This window comes from Cribrihabitans pelagius (assembly GCF_048820915.1).
GTDB classification, from domain to species: domain Bacteria; phylum Pseudomonadota; class Alphaproteobacteria; order Rhodobacterales; family Rhodobacteraceae; genus Cribrihabitans_A; species Cribrihabitans_A pelagius.
Map to the genome: position 1 here is coordinate 16,211 of NZ_JBMERR010000014.1, position 17,902 is coordinate 34,112.

Annotated in this window: 17 protein-coding genes and 2 pseudogenes; 4 read left to right on the plus strand and 15 right to left on the minus strand. The window is 64.8% G+C overall.

Annotation, left to right across the window (positions count from 1 at the left end; all coding sequences use genetic code 11):
• Positions 1–35 precede the first annotated feature (35 nt).
• The 10 genes from ACOHX0_RS13270 to ACOHX0_RS13315 all read right to left on the minus strand — a co-directional run bounded on the left by ACOHX0_RS13270 (position 36) and on the right by ACOHX0_RS13315 (position 10,672).
• Positions 36–1,217 (minus strand): muconate cycloisomerase family protein, encoded by a 1,182-nt coding sequence (locus ACOHX0_RS13270; protein WP_420677340.1) that lies wholly within the window; start codon positions 1,215–1,217, stop codon positions 36–38.
• Between the two features lie 701 nt (positions 1,218–1,918).
• Positions 1,919–3,355 (minus strand): aldehyde dehydrogenase family protein, encoded by a 1,437-nt coding sequence (locus ACOHX0_RS13275; protein WP_420677341.1) that lies wholly within the window; start codon positions 3,353–3,355, stop codon positions 1,919–1,921.
• Between the two features lie 10 nt (positions 3,356–3,365).
• Complete coding sequence (locus ACOHX0_RS13280; protein WP_420677343.1) at positions 3,366–4,259, minus strand: dihydrodipicolinate synthase family protein; 894 nt, start codon at positions 4,257–4,259, stop codon at positions 3,366–3,368.
• Positions 4,259–4,612 (minus strand): 4Fe-4S dicluster domain-containing protein, encoded by a 354-nt coding sequence (locus ACOHX0_RS13285; RefSeq protein WP_420677345.1) that lies wholly within the window; start codon positions 4,610–4,612, stop codon positions 4,259–4,261. The genes ACOHX0_RS13280 and ACOHX0_RS13285 overlap by 1 nt, the downstream gene beginning before the upstream one ends.
• Positions 4,613–4,618: 6 nt before the next feature.
• Positions 4,619–5,395, minus strand: coding sequence for an enoyl-CoA hydratase-related protein (locus ACOHX0_RS13290; protein ID WP_420677346.1), 777 nt, complete (start codon positions 5,393–5,395; stop codon positions 4,619–4,621).
• Positions 5,392–6,561 carry a CaiB/BaiF CoA transferase family protein gene (locus ACOHX0_RS13295; protein ID WP_420677347.1) on the minus strand — a complete coding sequence of 390 codons (1,170 nt, stop codon included), beginning with the start codon at positions 6,559–6,561 and terminating at the stop codon, positions 5,392–5,394. Before ACOHX0_RS13295 ends, ACOHX0_RS13290 begins: the two co-directional genes overlap by 4 nt.
• 14 nt (positions 6,562–6,575) lie before the next feature.
• A complete protein-coding gene (locus tag ACOHX0_RS13300; protein ID WP_420677349.1) occupies positions 6,576–7,943 on the minus strand; it encodes an FAD-dependent oxidoreductase in 1,368 nt (455 codons plus the stop codon).
• Between the two features lie 68 nt (positions 7,944–8,011).
• Entirely contained in the window at positions 8,012–8,815 is an 804-nt protein-coding gene (locus ACOHX0_RS13305) for an ABC transporter permease (protein WP_420677351.1), read from the minus strand.
• Positions 8,815–9,624 carry an ABC transporter ATP-binding protein gene (locus ACOHX0_RS13310; RefSeq protein ID WP_420677352.1) on the minus strand — a complete coding sequence of 270 codons (810 nt, stop codon included), beginning with the start codon at positions 9,622–9,624 and terminating at the stop codon, positions 8,815–8,817. The genes ACOHX0_RS13305 and ACOHX0_RS13310 overlap by 1 nt, the downstream gene beginning before the upstream one ends.
• Positions 9,625–9,628: 4 nt before the next feature.
• A complete protein-coding gene (locus ACOHX0_RS13315; protein WP_420677353.1) occupies positions 9,629–10,672 on the minus strand; it encodes an ABC transporter substrate-binding protein in 1,044 nt (347 codons plus the stop codon).
• Positions 10,673–10,842: 170 nt separating this feature from the next.
• Here ACOHX0_RS13315 and ACOHX0_RS13320 point away from each other — a divergent pair, with 170 nt between their 5' ends.
• The gene (locus ACOHX0_RS13320; RefSeq protein WP_420677355.1) at positions 10,843–11,748 is read left to right on the plus strand and encodes a LysR family transcriptional regulator; all 906 of its coding nucleotides are present in this window, start codon (positions 10,843–10,845) and stop codon (positions 11,746–11,748) included.
• A 169-nt stretch (positions 11,749–11,917) separates the two neighbouring features.
• On the opposite strand, the pseudogene ACOHX0_RS13325 reads toward ACOHX0_RS13320, so the two are convergent.
• Positions 11,918–12,325, minus strand: a pseudogene (locus ACOHX0_RS13325) (transposase); the annotation flags it as partial.
• A 115-nt stretch (positions 12,326–12,440) separates the two neighbouring features.
• Here ACOHX0_RS13325 and ACOHX0_RS13330 point away from each other — a divergent pair.
• Positions 12,441–12,728 (plus strand): hypothetical protein, encoded by a 288-nt coding sequence (locus tag ACOHX0_RS13330; protein ID WP_420677497.1) that lies wholly within the window; start codon positions 12,441–12,443, stop codon positions 12,726–12,728.
• Here ACOHX0_RS13330 and ACOHX0_RS13335 read toward each other — a convergent pair.
• The 3 genes from ACOHX0_RS13335 to ACOHX0_RS13345 all read right to left on the minus strand — a co-directional run bounded on the left by ACOHX0_RS13335 (position 12,634) and on the right by ACOHX0_RS13345 (position 13,990).
• The gene (locus tag ACOHX0_RS13335; RefSeq protein ID WP_420677357.1) at positions 12,634–13,299 is read right to left on the minus strand and encodes an IS3 family transposase; all 666 of its coding nucleotides are present in this window, start codon (positions 13,297–13,299) and stop codon (positions 12,634–12,636) included. The genes ACOHX0_RS13330 and ACOHX0_RS13335 overlap by 95 nt on opposite strands.
• Complete coding sequence (locus ACOHX0_RS13340; RefSeq protein ID WP_420677358.1) at positions 13,256–13,564, minus strand: transposase; 309 nt, start codon at positions 13,562–13,564, stop codon at positions 13,256–13,258. Before ACOHX0_RS13340 ends, ACOHX0_RS13335 begins: the two co-directional genes overlap by 44 nt.
• A 204-nt stretch (positions 13,565–13,768) precedes the next feature.
• On the minus strand, positions 13,769–13,990 hold the full coding sequence (locus ACOHX0_RS13345; protein WP_420677360.1) for a hypothetical protein: 222 nt from the start codon (positions 13,988–13,990) through the stop codon (positions 13,769–13,771).
• Between the two features lie 876 nt (positions 13,991–14,866).
• Here ACOHX0_RS13345 and ACOHX0_RS13350 point away from each other — a divergent pair.
• Entirely contained in the window at positions 14,867–15,550 is a 684-nt protein-coding gene (locus ACOHX0_RS13350; protein WP_420677499.1) for a Rieske (2Fe-2S) protein, read from the plus strand.
• A gap of 229 nt (positions 15,551–15,779) precedes the next feature.
• Here the strand turns inward: ACOHX0_RS13350 and ACOHX0_RS13355 are convergent.
• Positions 15,780–15,911, minus strand: a pseudogene (locus tag ACOHX0_RS13355) (transposase); the annotation flags it as partial.
• A gap of 211 nt (positions 15,912–16,122) precedes the next feature.
• Between ACOHX0_RS13355 and ACOHX0_RS13360 the strand changes: the two are divergent.
• Positions 16,123–17,823: a recombinase family protein gene (locus ACOHX0_RS13360; protein ID WP_420677361.1), complete on the plus strand. Its 1,701-nt coding sequence runs from the start codon at positions 16,123–16,125 to the stop codon at positions 17,821–17,823.
• Positions 17,824–17,902 lie beyond the last annotated feature (79 nt).

Below are 17,902 nucleotides of genomic sequence, written 5' to 3' on the forward strand. Positions count from 1 at the left end.
TGAGCGGCGTTGATTGCGTTAGCCCGGGTCGCCGGTCAGCTGCCGGCCACGGCGGCGGTGGTACGGGTCCGGTCCCGGCGGTAAAATTCGATCTTGCCGGGGTCGAGCACGGCGCCGATCCCGTTGCCCCGGGGGATCTCGGCGCAGAAATCGCGGTAGACGACCGGCTCGGCGAGAATGTCCTCGGTGAGCAGCAGCGGGCCGAACAGCTCGGTGCCCCAATGCAGGGTTTCGACGGTCGAAAACAGCTGCAGTGCCGCAGCGGTGCTCAACCCGGTTTCCAGCATGGTGCCGCCATAAAGGCCAAGCCCGGCTGCCTGCCCGATCGCGATGACCTCGGACGCACGCTTCAGCCCGCCGGACTGGGCGATCTTTACGGCAAAGACATCGGCCGCCGCATCCGACACCGCCGCCAGCGCATCTTCCGGCCCGTTCAGCATCTCGTCCGCCATGACGGCAATCTCGTAGCCTTGTGCCAGCCCGGCCATCGCCTTGCGGCAGCGCGCCCGCACCGGTTGCTCGACCAGCTCGCAACCTGCCTCCTGCAGCCCCTTCAGCCCCCAGCGCGCCTCCTGCAGGCTCCACGCCTGGTTGACATCCACGCGGATGCTGGCGGCATCGCCCACGGCGGCCTTGATGCGGGCCACGTGCGCGACGTCCTCGCGCACCGGCCGCTTGCCGATCTTCAGCTTGAAGATGTTGTGGCGGCGGCTTTCGATCATCTCCTGCGCTTCGGCGATGTCGGTCTCCGAATTGCCCGAGGCCAGCGTCCAGGCCACCGGCAGCCGGTCATGCACGGCGCCGCCGAACAGCTGCGACACCGGCACGCCCAGCCGCTTGCCCAGCCCGTCCCACAGCGCGATCTCGACCGCGGTCTTGGCGATGCGGTTGCCCTGCACCAGCTCGTCGGCCAGCTGGATCGCGCCGTTCACATCGTCGCCGCTCCGGCCCAGCAGGGCCGGGGCGATATAGGTCTCGATCGCGGACTGGATGCTCTCCGGGCTTTCGGCCCCATAGCTCAGCCCGCCAATCGTGGTCCCCTCACCCACGCCCTCCGAGCCGTCCGAAAAGCGGATCGAAACCAGAACCGCGGTCTGCGTCCGCATCGTCGCCATGGACAGCACGTGCCCGCGGATGGTGGGGATTTCGAGGATGGTCGTCTCGATCTTGTCGATCTTGGTCAAAGTGTTCACCGCGTCTGCACGTTTCGTTGCCATACAGAGTGGCCGAGCGGGCCGGCTTCTGTCGATGACCGGCCGGGTTTCGGGTGATACCCTGGCGGTGCGCGCGCGGCGCGCGGGGGGCGCCACTCCTTTCGGACATGCGGCGCTGCGGTGGCGCGCCGTCCTGGCTGTGACTGAAAAAGCCTATGTTGCGGAACGGATATGCCGCACCGCTGATCGCGCAGGTGTTCATCACCAGCTGCCCGGAGTATCCGCGGCACGAGCGCTTCTGACGATCAGCCGTCCCGGCAGCCTGTCCGGCAGGTTTTGGATGGCCCGGCAGCCGCTGCCGAGGGTGCCCTTGGAAAACGTCCTTCGCGCGGCGGTGGTGTGCCTGTCGCCCCTTGGTGAGACCGGCTTAGGGACGTGGTCAGGTACCGGGCCAAATGGCCCTCTGCAACCACAAGCTGCTCGCGTTCGGGTCCCGGCGGCCTGGCGGCCTCAAGATCAGCGCTGGACTAGACCGGACCTGAGCAATTGCCCTATTCGACGGAGAGTGGCCGCCCGCAGGATAGTATCCAGCCGTTGACGCCTCCGGGCCGGAACCGGCTTGAGGTCTCCCGGCAGCTGCGCATCCGGGATACCGGCACCCGGTCGGAATTGGAGGCTCGGGGCCATATATCCGGGCCGCAGAGGGGCCGCAGCTTCCGAAGAAGCGCGGCCCCAAATCCGCCTGCAACTATTGCACCGCGGGATCACCCGGCAAACACATATGAGGTCTTCACGGTGGAGTAGAACTCCGCCGCGTAGCGGCCCTGTTCCCGCGGTCCGAAGGAAGAGGCTTTGCGCCCGCCAAACGGCACGTGGTAATCGACGCCGGCTGTGGGCAGGTTGACCATGACCATACCCGCCTCGGCCCGGCGCCGGAATTCGCGGGCGGCCTTCAGCGATGTGGTGCAGATCCCGGCGGAGAGACCATATTCGGTGTCGTTCGCCGCCGCCAGCGCCTCCTCGAAATCCGCCACCTTGATGATCGATCCGCAGGGGCCGAAGATCTCCTCTCGGTTGATACGCATGTCGTTCCGCGTACCGAGAAACAACGCTGGGGCCTGGTAAAAGCCCTGCTTGCCCAGGTCCAGCTGCCCGCCGCCGATCACTTCCCGGGCTTCGCTCCGGGCCAGCTCCACGTAAGCCAGGTTCGACTGCAGCTGCCTGCCGTCGACCACCGGGCCGATCTGGGTGGCAGGGTCAAGCGCATCGCCCACCTTCAAGGCCAGCATCTGCCGGGTAAGCTCCTCGGCGAAGGCATCGTGAATGCCTTCGGTCACGATCAGCCGCGAGGACGCGGTGCAGCGCTGGCCGGTGGAGAAGAAAGTGCCGTTCAGGCAGGCGGAGACCGCAACGGACAGGTCGGCATCATCCAGCACCACCATCGGATTCTTGCCGCCCATCTCCAACTGCACTTTTTTGCGCAGCCGCCCGCAGGTTTCGGCAATGTGCTGGCCGGTCGCGGCCGATCCGGTGAAGGACACGGCATCGACGCCGGGATGTGTCACGATAGCCTCCCCCACGGTGGAGCCGCGGCCCATCACCAGGTTGAAGACGCCGTCCGGGCAGCCGCTTTCCTTGAGGATTTCGGCAATCGAATGGGCACAGCCCGGGGTCAGGTCGGCGGGTTTCAGCACCACGCAGTTGCCATAGGCCAGCGCCGGGGCGGCTTTCCAGGCGGGGATGGCGATGGGGAAGTTCCAGGGCGTGATCAGCCCCACCACGCCGACCGGCTCGCGGGTGATCTCCACGTCGATTTCGGGCCGTACCGATGGGGTCAGCTCGCCGCTCTGGCGCAGGGCTTCGCCCGCGAAGAACTTGAACACCTGCGCCGCGCGCATTGTCTCGCCGATGCCTTCGGCCAGGGTCTTGCCCTCCTCGCGCGACAAGAGGCGGCCGATCTCCTCGGCGCGCTCGGCGAGCGTGCGGCCGGTCTTCTCCAGCACGTCGTGGCGGGCCTGCGGGGTGGCGGCGACCCAGCCGGGCAGCGCTGCGCGCGCGGCGGCCACGGCATTGTCCACCGCGGCGGCGTCGCCATAGGAATAAAGCCCGATCACATCGGAGATATCCGAGGGGCTGCGGTTTTCCTGGTAGTTGCCATGGCTGACCCACCGGCCTGCAATCAGGTTGTCGTGCTTTTTCATGATTTGATCCTCATGCGGTTTCCGCAGCCCGGGGGCGTGCGGTGATTTCAATGCTGTCCAGCGCGCGCCGGGCGTCTGCCGGCAGTGGCAGGAAGGGCGGCAGAACGTTGTTCCATTGACCGTCGCCGCAGCGTCGGCCGGTCAGGTATTTGACAGCGGGGATCAGCGGTTGCGCGGCCACGGCCTGGCGGATCGCGCCAACCGCCTCTGCCAGCGCCGGTTCCAGCGTCCTGCGGCTGTCCCACAGCTGGCGGCACAGCGGTGCGCTGACATTGGCCGTTGCCGAAATGCAGCCGGCAAAGCCGGAGGCCGCGGTTTCGCCCAAGGAAGTTTCGCTGCTGGGAAACACCCGCAGGTCCGGCATCGCGGCCGCAAGCCCGCGGCAGTAGCCCAGATCGCCCGAACTGTCCTTGATCCCGCAGAACCGCTCCGGGTGGGCGCGGTGCAGCGTCTCGACCACCTGGGCCGGCAGGGCAAAGCCGGTCATCTGCGGGTAGTTGTAGAAATAGACCTTGATCCGGCGCGCCCCCAGCGCGCCGTGCAGCGCCCCGTACCAGAGGATCAGCCCCTCGGGCGAGGGCGGCGTGTAGTAATAAGGCGGCAGCACCAGCGCCACCTCGTAGCCCAGATCATCGGCATGGGCGGTGAGCGCGATGGTCTCCGCCAGCGCGGGCGTGCCGGTGCCCGCCATCAGGCGGCGGGTGTCGAGCGCTTCGGCGGCCCAGGTCATGACCTCCATCCGCGCCGCGGTATCGAACGAGCTGGCCTCGCCAGTGGAGCCGAGGATATTCAACCCGTGGCAGCCGTTCGCCAGCGCCCAAGCGCAATGCTCCAGAAACGAGGTCCGCTGCGGGCGGCCCGCGCCGTCAACCGGGGTGGGCGCAGCGGCAATCACACCTTCCATCAGGCGCTCCTCCTGTTGTCCGCGGCGTTCTGCAAAGGCAGCTCCGCAATCTCTTTCGGGTCTTGCAACGGCGCCATGCCGCGCGACCAGCCGCCGGGTTCCTCCAACGTGCCGTCCGCGTCCCGGAAGGCGTCGGCGTTGAGGCGGACAAAGGCGGCATCGGCGCCGGTCAGCTCGTCGGCATAGCGGATCGCATCCACCGGGCAGATCGTTTCGCACATGCCGCATTCTATGCATTCGCCGGGGTGGATGTAGAACATCCGCCCGCCTTCATAGATGCAGTCGACCGGGCAGGAGGTGGTGCAGATTCCGTCCTTCACGTCGATGCATTCGCCCTTGATGACCAGTGTCATGGCACCTCACTTTCCGCGCCAAACCGGCGCGCGTTTCTCGCGGAAGGCAGCGACGCCTTCCTCGCTGTCCTCGCTGTCCAATGCGGCGATCAGCTCGGGCGTCTTCAGCGCGCGGGCTTCCTCAGGCGCCAGGTGGGCGGTGGCGCGGATCGTGTGCTTGATCGCCTTCAGCGACAGCGGCGCGCAGGCGAGGATATCCGCCACCCAGGCTTCCACCTCAGCGTCGAGCCGGTCCTCCGGCACCACCGCGTTGACCAGCCCGTAACGCGCGGCGTCCTCCGCGCTCATCATCCGGCCGGTCATCATCAGCCCGGTGGCGATGTTGCGCGGGATCAGCCGTTGCAGCGCCACCATGCCGCCATCCAGCGGCAGGCGGCCGACCTTGGCCTCCGGCAGGCCAAACCGGGCGTGATCGGCGGCGATGACGATATCGCAGCCCAGCAGCATCTCCATGCCGCCGCCCAGCGCCAGACCGTTCACGCGGGCAATCACCGGCACGTTCAGCCCCTGCCGCAGCGCCAGCCCGCCAAAGCCGTTGGGGTTGAGCCCGGCCCAGTAGTCCAGCCCCCGCTTGCCTTCGTCGGATTTCAGATCGGCACCGGCGCAGAACGCCTTGCTGCCCGCGCCGGTCAGCACCACGCAGCGGATATCGGCATCCGCCTCGATCTCGGACCAGATCGCCTCCAGCGCTTGCTCGGTGGCGGGATCGACCGCGTTCATCCGCTCCGGCCGGTCCAGCGTCACCCGCGCAAGATGGCCGTCCTTTGCATAATCGACAGTCATTCCGCAGCCCTCTGCCCGCCCTGCCCAAGACCGAGTTCCGCGACCACCTCCTCGGTATGCTCACCCAGCTTTGGCGGCAGGTGGCGCAGGGCGACCGGCGTGCGGTTCAGGTGCACCGGAGAGGCGACCAGCTCCAGCTCGCCGTGAAGGGGATGATCGACCGAAAGCAGCATCTGGTTGATCGCGGTCTGGGGATCTTCCAAAGCGGCGCCCAGCGCGCGCACCGGGGCACAGAGCAGGTCCTGCGCTTCCAGCCGCTCCAGCCAATGGGCGGTGGTGTTGGCGGCAACCGCCTTGCGGAAGGTGTCCTGCAGGAACGGCTTATTCGCGCGCTGGCTGGCGAGGTCGGGGTATTGCGGCGACAGGTCTTCGATCTCCAGCGCGGTGCAGATGTCGCGCAAGGGGTTGGCCTTGAAGGCGCCGACGATGACCACCGCGCCGTCGGTGGTGTCGAACACCCCCGTGAGCGGCATCGCGGCCCAGTTCAGCACCTCGCGGTGGGCGTTCCACTGCGCCGCCTCCTGCATCTGCATCGCGATCATGGAATCGTAGAGCGAGACCTCCACCCGCTGGCCCTCGCCGGTTTTCTCCCGCGTGAGCAGCGCAGCCAGAATGCCCTGCACCAGATGCATGCCGGCGGTGTAGTCGCAGAGCGTAGTCGGGTAGATCGATTTCGGCACCGAGGGGTCCTGGGTCTTCTCCATCACCCCGCTCATCGCCTGCGCCAGCACGTCCTGCCCGCCCTTGTGGGCGTAAGGCCCGGTGGCGCCGAACCCGGTGCCGGACGCGCAGATGATGCGGGGGTTGATCTCCTTCAGCTGCTCGAAGCCAAACCCCAGCCGCTCCATCACGCCTGCGCGGAAGTTGTCGACCACCACATCGGCCTGGCGCACCAGATCATAGACCATCTGGCGGCCCTCATCGGACTTGGTGTCGATGGTGACCGAGCGCTTGTTGCGGTTGAGCGAGGCAAAGACCACGTTGTTCATCGCCGCCTCGCTGGGCTCGCCGAAGAAGTTGCGCGACAGATCGCCGGCGCCGGGGCGTTCGATCTTGATCACGTCGGCGCCGAAATCGCCCAGCATCTGGGTGGCGCAGGGGCCGAGCATCACCTGGGTGAAATCGATCACCCGGATGCCGTCGAGCGGGAGGGTTGCGTCAGTCATATTCTTCTTCTCCTTCAGCCCGCCAGGGCCGCTTCTTCCACCAGCGCATTGGCCGAGGGCACATCGCCCGGGTCGGCGCCCTGCGCGCGCATCTGTTTCTGGATCGCCGTCACATCGACGTCGCGCAGCGCGCAGCCCGCCTCCAGCGCCTTGGCCACCGCGACGCCCGCCGCCTCGCCCTGGGCCATGCAGGGCGGGATCTCGCGCGACATCTTCTGCGCCTCGCTTTCGACGGAATAGTGCCGGCCCGCGACGATCAGGTTGTCGACGCCCTTGGGCAGCAGCGCGCGGTAGGGCGTGTAGTAATCGCGGCCGCGGCAGACGCTGTCGGCAAAGTGGCGGCGCTTTTTCACGTCGTCCTTGGTGACCACATATTCGCCCTGCAGAAGCCGGGTCTGGCGCACGCCCATCTGCTCGGCAGCACCCAGCATCTTGGCGTTCTCGAAACCGGGGATGTTCTCGCGGGCAAAAGCCAGGAGCTTCATCATCCGCGCGCGGCCCTCGTATTCGGCGGCCACCATGTCTTCGGGCGACAACCCGTCATAGCCGGGCATATGCGGGCAGTTGCACCAGACGATGCCGGGCAGCGGCGTCTTCAGCCACCACATGCCCCAGGCGCCGCCAATCACGCGCCGGGCCTGACGGTCGAGCTTCTTGTATTCCTCGGGGTTGGCATACTCGAACGCCTCGGCGCTGTCGGTATCCACGTCACACAGGCGGAACACGGTGGTGACGATAAACTGGCCATCGCTGAAGCTGGCCCCGGCGGAGCTGGCGACATCGAGATCGCCGCTGGCGTCGATCACCATCTTGGCGCGGATCGCCTGGCGGCCCAGCTTGGTCTGGCAGATCACGCCATTGACCTTGCCGCCTTCGATCAGCGCTTCGGAGAACCAGGAGTGCAGCCGTAAGTGAATGCCGGCTTCCTTGACCAGATCGAGGCTGACGCGCTTCCAGGCGTCGGGGTCAAAGGCCACCGCGTGGATGATCGGCTGCGGCATGCCGGACTTGTGGAAGTCGATGCACCCCCAGCGCGACCACTTCTGCCACATCTCCCAGTTGGTCAGGCAATCCTCGGAGGGGGGGAACACGGCGCCGTCCTGCGCCGCCATCCGGTCGACAAATTCACTGACGACGCCGGTGGTGACGATCTCGTTGCCCTCGTTGACCATATCGTCGAGCACCAGCACCATGCCGCCCGAGGCCATGCCGCCAAGGTGGTGGTAGCGTTCGATCAATGTGACCGAGCAGCCGTTGCGGGCGGCGGAGACCGCGGCGCTGAGGCCCGCGGGGCCAGCGCCGACCACCACCACATCGGTGTCGGCAACCACCGGGATCTGCTCGGAACGAGAGGTGACATATGTCTTGATTTGGGCAGTCATTTGGACAAACTCCTCCTGTCGCGTCAAAGCGGTTTGACGCGAAGTGATTGAAATTTCAGTGTTTCAGCTTACCAGCGCACGACCAGCCGTTCGGTGATCGACACCGTGGCGAACAGCAGGACCGACAGGCCCGAGGAGAGGAACACGGTGGCGTACAGAAGCGCCGAGCGGAAGTTGAAGGTGGCGTCGATGATCAGCGCGCCCAAGCCCTGGTCCGCTCCGACCCATTCCCCCACGATGGCGCCGATGACGCAGGTGGTGGCGGCGATCTTCAGCGCCGAGAACAGGTAGGGCAGTGAGGACGGCAGGCGGATCTTCCAGAACACCTCGGCCTTGGAGGCCGACAGGATCCGCGCCAGCTCCAGCGCCTGCGGGCTGACCGATTGCAGGCCGCGTACCATGTTGACCAGCGTCGGGAAAAAGCAGATCAGCGCGGCGATCACCACTTTGGCCGTGAGTCCGGCGCCGAAGATCAGCACCAGCACCGGCGCGATGGCAAGGATCGGAATGGTGTTGATGAAGACCGCGATCGGAAAGAAGGCGCGCTCCACCAGCTTGCTGTGCACAAAGGCAACGGCGATCAGCACCGCGGCCAGGTTGCCCAGCACGAAGCCCATCACGCTTTCATAGAGCGTCGGCCAGAAGTTCTGCATCAGGAGCGGGAACTCCTGCACCAGGGTCACGGCCACGTCGCTTGGCGCGGGGGCGATGTATTCCGGCACCTCGAAGGCGCGCACGCCAAGCTGCCAGCAGGCCAGCAGCGCCGCGGCAGTCGCCAGCGGCACGGCCACTGCGTTTGCCTTGCGGCGGCGCGCCTCCCTGCGTTCGGCGTCCTCGGTGCTCGGGACGGGGATGTTGTCGATAGCGGCCATCAGCAGGTCTCCAGAAGCTCGCGAAGATATCCGGCGTAGCGCATGAACTCCGGGGTCTCGCGCTGTTTGATCGTGCGGGGGAACGGCAGGTCGATGTCCACCACCTCGCGCAGGCGGCCCGGGTGGGCGCGCAGCATCAGAACCTTCTGGCCCAGGAACACCGCCTCGGGGATCGAGTGGGTGACGAAGAGGATGGTGGTGCCGGTCTCCTCCCAGATCTGCAGGAGCTGAAGGTTCAGGTGGTCGCGGGTCATCTCGTCCAGCGCGCCGAAGGGTTCGTCCATCAGCAGGAGCTTGGGCTGGCAGATCAGCGCCCGGGCAATCGCCACCCGCTGGCGCATGCCGCCCGACAGCTCGTGCGGCAGCGCGTCTTCACGCCCCGTGAGGCCCACCAGCTCCAGCAGTTCGCGCGCACTGCGGCCGCTTGACTTGACCGCAACGCCACGCTTGCGGCCGATTTCCAAGGGCAGTTCGACGTTTTGCAGCGCCGTGCGCCAGGGCAGCAGCGTCGCGTCCTGGAAGACAAAGGCGAACTCCCGCGCCAGCCGCGCTTCCTCGGTCGACTTGCCAAGGATCTCCACCTCGCCCGAGGCGGCGGGGATCAGGTCCGACACCAGCCGCAGCATAGTGGATTTGCCGCAGCCCGACGGCCCGAGGATGGTGTAGAAGGCGCCCGCCTCGATCTCGAGCGAGAGATCCTCGATGGCGGTGAAGCTGCCAAAACGCACCGAGGCATTGCGCAGGATGGCGGCGGCAGGCGGCCGGGCCGCCTCCGGTTCGATTGCCGTGAGTTTCTGAGCAACGGCCATTGTGTCACCCATAGACCGGACGCGCGGCCTGGGTGCGCTCCAGCACCTCCAGGGTCATCACCTCATCCACCGAAGGCGCGCCCTTGGCGAATTGGCCCAGAGCCTCGTAGGTGTCGATCTGCGCTTGCCAGTTTTCGCGCGTCATCACCCCCCAGCCGGCTTCGGCCGTGTTCTTGTTGAAAGTGTAGGCCAGCGCCATGTCCACCGCCTTCATCTCGCTGTCGCGGTCCATGTTCGGGAAGCGGTTCACCAGGATGTCGACGGCTTCTTCCGGGTTTTCGTGCACCCAGCCCCAGCCCCGGGCGATGGCCCGGATCATCGCAGTGACCTGCTCGGGGTGATCGGCCAGCGTCTTTTCGGTCACGTAGTAGGGGTTGGCATATAGCTGCACGCCAGCATCCCACAGCGTCATGTCCACCCGGTCGTCGCCCAGCACCTCCAGCGCGTTCACGTTGGTCTTCCAGCCGGTGACCACGTCCACCTGCCCGGTCATGAGCGGATTCATGTCGCTCCCCATCACGCTAACCTCGACCTGATCTTCGGCGATGCCGTTCTTGGCCAGCAGCGCGCGCAGCAGGATGCGGGCAGTGCCGTTGGTGGCGACCTTCTTGCCGATCAGATCCTGCGGCGTGCGCACCGGGTTCTTCTCCAGCGAGAAATAGGTGAAGGGATGCTGCTGGTAGCCGGCCGCGATGCATTTGACCGGAATGCCGGCCGAACGCGCCAGCATCAGCGACGGGCTGGAGGAGATCTGCCCCAGCTTGGCCCGCCCCGAGGCCACCGAGGCGACGCCGTCGATGTTCGGCCCGCCGGGGATCACCTCCAGCTCCAGGCCTTCCTCGGCAAAATAGCCCAGCTTGTCGGCGGCCACCTCGCCCAGGATGCCGTTGGTGGGCAGCCAGCCCAGTTGCAGCGTCACCTTGAAGGTTTCTGCGCCCAGAACCGGGGTGACGCCGGCCAGCGTGCCGGCGCCTGCAAGACCAAGCCCCGCGCCCAGCGTCTTCAGCACGGACCGGCGGTTCATGGGGTTGCCAATATCATGTGTCATTTCGAGCTCTCCTGTTGAACGAGCGTGGGAGTCAGCTTGTCGCCTGCCCGGTTCTCCGCGGGCTTGTGGATTGACTTTAGGCATGGCCGGGGCGATGCATGAAGGATCAATTGTTGTGCACAGTGGTGCATTTTTTGCATCACGTATTCCGGTTGCGGAAAGGGCGGTCCATGCACTCGATTTTTCTCCGTTACTTTGACGAGGTTGCCCGGCACGGCTCGATCCGCAAGGCGGCTGCGGTGCTCAATGTCTCCTCCACCTCGGTCAACCGCAAGATAAACAGCACCGAGGAGCGGCTGGGGGTGCGCCTGTTCGACCGCACCCCCGAAGGGGTAGAGCTGACCTCGATCGGCAGCATCGTTCTGGAGCATTGCCGCCGCACCCTGCACGACTACGAGCGCACCAAGGTGCTGATCGACGGGATGCGCGACCTCAGAACCGGCCATATCGACATCGACACGATGGACAGCATCGCCTTTGGCATCATGCCGCGCGCGCTGGAGACCTTCCAGAAGACCTACCCCGAAATCTCCATCGCAGTGAAGGTCTCGCCCCCTGCCGACGTTATGGAGGCGGTGGCCACCGGTGCGGCCAATGTCGGCATCGGCTTCACCCACGAGCTGCACCCCGAGGTGCGGGTGGTGTCGGAAAAGGCGGCGCCGATCGGCATCCTGCTGCGGCCCGACCACCCGCTGGCCGAACGCGCCAGCCTGACCATCGAAGACATCATCGGCTACCGCCTGGTGCGCACCATCGACGCCCGCGGCCGGGCTTCACTGGCCGATCAGGCCATCTCCACACTGGCCTCGCCGCTGACCACCCATGTATTCACCGACAACCTGTTCGTCGCCAAGCAGATGATCCTTAACGGCACCGGCATCGGGCTCTATACCAAGATCGGCTTCCTGGATGAAGTGGCGGCCGGCACGCTGAAGTTCATTCCGCTGATGGACAAGCTGTTGAGCGACGTGCGCATCGGCATCCTGATCTCGGCGAGCGCTGGCATCGACCCGGCCAAACGGCTGATTTGCGACATTATCGAACGTGCGCTCAAGCCGATCCAGCTTGTATCGTAAGAAGGCCGTATTGAGCTGCTGCCCGAAAACCGGACAGTGACGCAGGCTACGGATTGAAGCGGTCCCGGTTTTCTGGACAGGTTAGCGGCTAATCTAGAGTCAGGCCTCGTTCTTGCTTCACAGCCAGAACATGACGGTTGCGGCGGGAGCGATGGCAGACAGGTCCATGTCGTCGTCCCCATCCCCGAGCATGCTTTTGTTGAGCAAGCGGTTTTCCAGGGTGAGGTCGGCAACGGCCTCCTTCAAGGCCGACGCCTCGGCCCGCAGCTCCTTCACTTCGGGGCTTGTCGCTTGCCTAGCTGTGTCACCTGCCAGCCGTTTCTTTCCGGCCTCCAGGAACTCCTTCGACCAGGAATAGTACAGGCTTGTGGCAATCCCTTCACGACGGCCGAGCGCGGCGATACTCTCCTCGCCACGCAAACCCTCCAGCACAATGCGGGTTCAGGAACTCTCTCGAACCAATGGCGTTCGTTCCTTCACTCTCATCAGCCAAATGGTGCTTGCGCGTCTTGCCGCGAATGTCTTTGACGACCCGATCAGCCATTGGTTTGTCGTCGCTTCCAGCTTTCCGTCTCATCTTCACTCCTTGACGGTTCAGATGAGCAAGAAACCTTCCGTTATGCAAATCCCTCAATCAGGCCCACAGGTGCTGATGTCAGACAGACACCTCCTATACTCTGGAGAAGAGGTTCATGCAGCACCTGAGCGAACTGCGGAGCCGGAAGCTGCCTGATACCGGCGCTGGTGCAGAGCACGCAGACGGCAGTGAAAAAGCCGCAAGGCACTGGTCCGTGCGCGAAGGTTGGCCGGGTCTTCAGCTGCCGCCCATGCTGCTGGATTGGCCGCCTATGAAATTCCCGACCTTGGTTGACGGATTTACATGGCTCACAACCAAGGAGGAACCAGGTGAACTGGAAAGCTCTCAGCGGCATCGCACACAGTACCTCTCTGAAGTCGCTGCAGGTGAGCGGCAACCGTGATCGGTGTTGAATATCTCCGGCGCGCCGCATCTGGCCAGTGCTTCCTGCAAGGCCTCGACGCGGAACCCGGCGTCCATGGAATTCGATAGCCGTCAGCTGAGCACTTCGGCTGTTCCGGTCCATAATCGCGACGAGGCAGAGAGAGCCCCGGCGCATCGGAATGCAGCTGATGTCGGCGGCACCAGACCTGGTCAGGCCGGGTGATGGCCAAGCCTTTGAGCAAATACGGGTAGATCTTGTGCTCGGGGTGCTTCTTGCCGGTCTTCGGTTCCTGGTAGATCGGCACCAGACGCATCGGCCTCATCAGCCGTCGCACGCGATGACGCCCGCACTTGTGCCCATCTCCCTGCATGTGACGAGCCATCTGCCCCGAACCGTACCAGGACGTTTCCAGGAACTGGCGGTCGATGTTTTCCATGAAGACCAGCTTCTCGGCGCTTTCCCCGCGCGGGTGATAGTAAAGATTGGAGCGTGCCAGGAACAGCAGGCTGCATTGCCGCCGGAGCTGAGATCGGGGTGATCCTACTTCACCGCTTTCTGCCTCCAGTGCCGAGGATGAGACTGGAGGCATCGGCCAAAATTTCCCGCTCCACGACCAGCTGGCCGATCCTGGCGTGCAACTTCTCGACCTTTTTCTCAGAGATCTGCGGCGCGGCCGATGAGGCGCTGCCAAATGCCGACGCCATGTTTTCGACCACCGTCCTCTTCCAGCCGCTGATCAACGCCGGGTGTAGTTTGTAATTCTTGGCCAGTTCGGCCGCCGTCAGTTCTTCGCGTATGGCCTCCAGGGCCACCTTCGCCTTGAGCTCTGCTGAATAGCGCTTTCGTTTCGTCATCTCGGGCCGGTCCGTCCTCGGGCGCTACAGCTTTGCAACTGGTCCGAATTCCCGCTGACCGCCTCCCGCTTCGCCCGGTCGCTGAACGCGCCCAAGGCGGAGCGGGAGGCGACGGCGGCGCTGCGAGCGCAATAGATTGGCGGGGACGGCCCTCAGGCGAGGGCGCGAACCTGATCCGCGCCCTGCAACATTTTCCCGATGGGCTCAATAGCGCGGCCGCCCGCAAACGCCTGCATCATCGCAGAATACACCGGCAAGCCCGCCGATGATGGCACCGCGGTCGCCGTTTCCTTTGACGGCCTTCGCCGCGCCATACCCGAGGGCTGCCCCGACAAGGCCGCGCTCCATATCACTGTCGATTGCGGCGCCAGGTGCGCAGGCCGAGACTAGGGCAGTTGCTGCGATGAGCGGATAAATGAAATTCACGTTTGGTCTCCTGAGGGGCCGGCAGTGCGCCGGCGGCATTGCGGGTCTCGGCGGATTGCAAGGAGACGTGTCTCTGCAGCCCCTGCCGATGCATATGCTCATACACCTGAGGCGTGCTGTTATCCGATCACCGGCACACATTTTGAGCGTGTTATCGGATAACAATGCTTCCCTGTCGGTCAGCCCGGCCCCCTATCATCATCGCTGCGTCCAGGATTTCGGATGTTCTTGTCGGATCTGAACCTCCGTGCCGATTTTCTGAGGGTCCATCAATCCGGTTTCTGACACGGATGACACAGTTTCGTGCCGCCATAGCTGGCCTTAGTTCGGGACAAATCGAATGAAACGTCTGGCAGCGGCCGCGCTAGCTGCGGTCTTGGCTCTGGCGAGGCCGGTGGCGGCCGATGAGGTGCTTGAGCGTGGCGAATACCTCGTCGGATCATGTTGTGTGCGGATTGCCACACGCCGCCGAGCGCGGCGGGCGGGCCGGATATGTCGCGGGCGCTGACCGGAGGGCTGGGGTTTGAAATGCCAGGCCCCGGCATCTTCCGGGCACCCAGCCTAACGCCCGCGCGGACTGGGCCCGGTGCCTGGAGCGAAGAGGAGATCGCCGCATTCTGATTCCGGTCATGCCGTGGGCTTTTTACGCGTCGCTCACCGGCGAAGACGCGCGTGCGATCGCACTTTACCTCATGTCTCTGCCCGCGGCCGAACACGCGGTACCCGCCCCGGCCGGCCCAGGACAAGCCGCACCTGCGCCCTGAGTGACCGCTCCGCTTCAGGCGACTGGTACTGGACGAGAGCGATCTGGTCATCGCCAACCAGCTCGACAGGCGCCGCCCAGTCCGGCTTTGGGAAGTGCGCAACGCGGCCGTGATGTTCTTCGATGTCGCGAATTTCACGCCGATCGCGAGCTTCCACGACCTGCGCGTCGAACAGGCCAACAAGGATGCCGGCACCGAATTATTGATCGCCGAAGAACTTTACGCCGGGTTGCAAGGCGAGGTCGTGTCACCGGACTTTCTGCGGGTCAGTATCCGGGGCGCACCAGGGCGGCGGACCCTCTACGAGGTATCGGCGCTGAGCGTAGCGGCCACGGAGCGGGTAGAACGGCTTACGGCGGCACCTGTTACCGATTTGCCCGGACGCCGCTGGATTCGGATGCTCGTTTCAGACGCGTTGCCCGAGGGGGAGGTCAAAGCGGTTCCCCAGACCCGCGTCGACGTAGCCATGAGCCGCAGGCAGGGGCGCGTTTACGCTTTCAACCACCATTGCCCCCTACAACAAGCTGGCCCTGTCCGGATTGCCAATTCCGGAGGGAGGAGACTGCCGCCCACCCCTGCAGACAGCCCGTTTCCGCGGCCTGGCAGGATTTCCTGCCGGTTGCCCGAGAGCGACTTTGACCTGGAGACCGGCAGTATCATCTCATGGTGCTCTGCACTTTCGCCCCATGGAACGGTGCCTGGGATGGAGTTCCTGGGCGGCATCTCGAAAAATGAGGCGCCACTGGAAGTGTTCGAATGCCAGGACTTCGAGGGCGGTATCCGGGTCGAGGTCTGAGCGGCCCTCGGGCGCGGACTACAGCCGTTTGTTTCTTCACACCGCATTCGAGGTTCCGGCGGCCCAAGGCACGCTGCCGGCCTGCAAAAAACTGTGAACAGGCATACAGTCTTACCCCGGTATGGGGTAAAAGTTTCGTGCCGAATGACAGCCAAACTTCCTCCAGCGGCTTCCGTTCAGGCAGTCCCTGCCAACCTGGCGCGGATACGGTCAGCCGTTTGAGAGAGCGCCCATTGCGGTTGATGAAGATAATCCCACTCAAGACCCGACGGTCGTCAACGCGAGGCTTCCCGTGGGACTTTGGAAAGAAGGGTTTCAGACGGGCCATCTGCTCGACGCTCAGCCAGAAAAGGTCAGACATGTTCACCGCTCGTTCTGAGCACCGTGAATCACGCGGCCAAACGGAAATCAATGGGTCCTGAGCCTAGAAACAGACGCCCTCACACCAGCCAGCGCACCCGGTGCAGGCAAACAATTGGCCGAACTCCTGCGTGCCCTCGCCCGTGAGGCTGCCCGCACCGACCACCGGGACGGCAAATCTCCCGGGTAACTTCAAACTACCGGAGGCTCCTATGTCCCAGACAAAACTCCGCGCCGCCATCTACGCCCGATATTCAAGCGACCTGCAGCGCGACGCCTCTGTCGAAGACCAGATCCGCAGCTGCACGGACTACGCCAAAGACCAGGGGATGGAGGTCGTTGCCACCTACTCTGACCGCGCCATCTCCGGCGCCAGCCTGATGCGCAGCGGCATGCAGGCCCTGCTGCGCGATGCGCGCGGCGGAGCTTTCGATGTGCTGGTCTCGGAAGCCCTCGACCGCCTAAGCCGCAACCGGGCCGACATTGCCCGCATCTACCAGGAATTCTGCTTCAACGGCCTCCCGATCGAGACCCTCTCGGAAGGGCTGATTTCGGAGATTCATAGCGGGCTCAAGGGCACGATGAATGCGCTCCAGCTCAAGGACATCGCGATGAAGACCCACCGTGGCCTGAAGGGGCGCGCGCTCGAGGGCAAATCTGCGGGCGGCAAGGCTTACGGATACCGGATGAAGCCGCAGCTCACGTCCAGCGGCGACGTGATCCGCAGCGAGCGGGAGATCCATCCGGAAGAGGCAGACGTTGTTTGCCGGATCTTTCAGGATTATGCCCGCGGCCTGTCCCCGAAGAAGATCGCCGAAGCCCTCAACAAGGAAGGCGTGCCAGCCCCGGCCGGCCGCCACTGGGGTGCCTCCACCATCCATGGCAACCGCCAGCGCGGCACCGGCATCTTGAATAATGAACTCTACATCGGCCGACAGGTCTGGAACCGGCTGCGCTACGTGAAGGATCCGCAAACCGGCAAGCGTATCTCCCGGCTGAACCCGGAAAGCGAGTGGACAATCACAGAAGTCCCCCATCTGCGGATCGTCGATCAGGAGCTCTGGGAAGCAGTCCGCGCACGCCAGGGCGCGCTGAAGACCGCAGGCACCACTGTGCCGGTCTGGGACCGGCGCCGCCCGAAGACCCTGTTCTCCGGCCTGATGGCCTGCGGCTGCTGCGGCGGCGGGTTTGCCAAGATCTCCAAGGACAGCTTCGGCTGTTCCCCGGCGCGGAACAAAGGGGACGTGGTCTGCAGCAACAAGCGCACGATCAAGCAGGCCGACCTGGAAGCCCGGGTTCTGGATGCGCTGGCGAACCACCTGATGGATCCGGATGCGGTGCAGGTCTTCTGCGAAGAATACACTGCCGAGCGCAACCGGCTGAAGGCCGCAGCCGCCGGGAACCGCAAGGAAAAGGAACAGGCACTGGCCCGCGCAAAACGGGATCATCAGAAGCTGGTGGATGCGATCATCGCGGACGTGCCCGCGGAGCAGGTCAAGGACCGGATGATCGAGCTGGACACGCGGCGCCAGCAGCTGGAACGGGAGCTGGCGCACAGCCCTGCCCCGGTCCCGGTGGTGTTTCACCCGTCGATGGCGGAGGCCTACCGGGAGCGGGTGTCGCGGCTGATCAAGTCCCTTGGCACCGCCGAAGGCATGGAAGACGCCAAGGAGGCGTTGCGGGCGCTGGTGGAGCGTATCGTGCTGACGCCTGCGGCGGAGGGCTCTGGCCTGGATCTGACGCTGGAGGGCGACCTGGCCGGGCTGCTGCGTCTTGCGGCGGGTGCGGAAGGCGCGAACAGGAAGAAGGCCCCGGACGGTATATCCGAAGCCTTTGATATGTCTTGCGAATTAGTGTTGGTTGCGGGAGCAGGAAACCGCCGTATCCTACCTGCCCTCTCCGCAATCATATAAACGTATAATAGCGTACGGCCTCAAATGGCGCCTATGTGAGACATCTCGCTACGGTCTTGCTTTTGTCGGGGCAATCCTC

Excerpts from the sequence above, each read along its gene's own strand:
- ACOHX0_RS13270 (WP_420677340.1), bottom strand. The coding sequence starts at position 1,217 with ATGGCAACGAAACGTGCAGACGCGGTGAACACTTTGACCAAGATCGAC.
- ACOHX0_RS13275 (WP_420677341.1), bottom strand. The coding sequence starts at position 3,355 with ATGAAAAAGCACGACAACCTGATTGCAGGCCGGTGGGTCAGCCATGGC.
- ACOHX0_RS13280 (WP_420677343.1), bottom strand. The coding sequence starts at position 4,259 with ATGGAAGGTGTGATTGCCGCTGCGCCCACCCCGGTTGACGGCGCGGGC.
- ACOHX0_RS13285 (WP_420677345.1), bottom strand. The coding sequence starts at position 4,612 with ATGACACTGGTCATCAAGGGCGAATGCATCGACGTGAAGGACGGAATC.
- ACOHX0_RS13290 (WP_420677346.1), bottom strand. The coding sequence starts at position 5,395 with ATGACTGTCGATTATGCAAAGGACGGCCATCTTGCGCGGGTGACGCTG.
- ACOHX0_RS13295 (WP_420677347.1), bottom strand. The coding sequence starts at position 6,561 with ATGACTGACGCAACCCTCCCGCTCGACGGCATCCGGGTGATCGATTTC.
- ACOHX0_RS13300 (WP_420677349.1), bottom strand. The coding sequence starts at position 7,943 with ATGACTGCCCAAATCAAGACATATGTCACCTCTCGTTCCGAGCAGATC.
- ACOHX0_RS13305 (WP_420677351.1), bottom strand. The coding sequence starts at position 8,815 with ATGGCCGCTATCGACAACATCCCCGTCCCGAGCACCGAGGACGCCGAA.
- ACOHX0_RS13310 (WP_420677352.1), bottom strand. The coding sequence starts at position 9,624 with ATGGCCGTTGCTCAGAAACTCACGGCAATCGAACCGGAGGCGGCCCGG.
- ACOHX0_RS13315 (WP_420677353.1), bottom strand. The coding sequence starts at position 10,672 with ATGACACATGATATTGGCAACCCCATGAACCGCCGGTCCGTGCTGAAG.
- ACOHX0_RS13320 (WP_420677355.1), top strand. The coding sequence starts at position 10,843 with ATGCACTCGATTTTTCTCCGTTACTTTGACGAGGTTGCCCGGCACGGC.
- ACOHX0_RS13330 (WP_420677497.1), top strand. The coding sequence starts at position 12,441 with ATGCAGCACCTGAGCGAACTGCGGAGCCGGAAGCTGCCTGATACCGGC.
- ACOHX0_RS13335 (WP_420677357.1), bottom strand. The coding sequence starts at position 13,299 with ATGCCTCCAGTCTCATCCTCGGCACTGGAGGCAGAAAGCGGTGAAGTA.
- ACOHX0_RS13340 (WP_420677358.1), bottom strand. The coding sequence starts at position 13,564 with ATGACGAAACGAAAGCGCTATTCAGCAGAGCTCAAGGCGAAGGTGGCC.
- ACOHX0_RS13350 (WP_420677499.1), top strand. The coding sequence starts at position 14,867 with ATGTTCTTCGATGTCGCGAATTTCACGCCGATCGCGAGCTTCCACGAC.
- ACOHX0_RS13360 (WP_420677361.1), top strand. The coding sequence starts at position 16,123 with ATGTCCCAGACAAAACTCCGCGCCGCCATCTACGCCCGATATTCAAGC.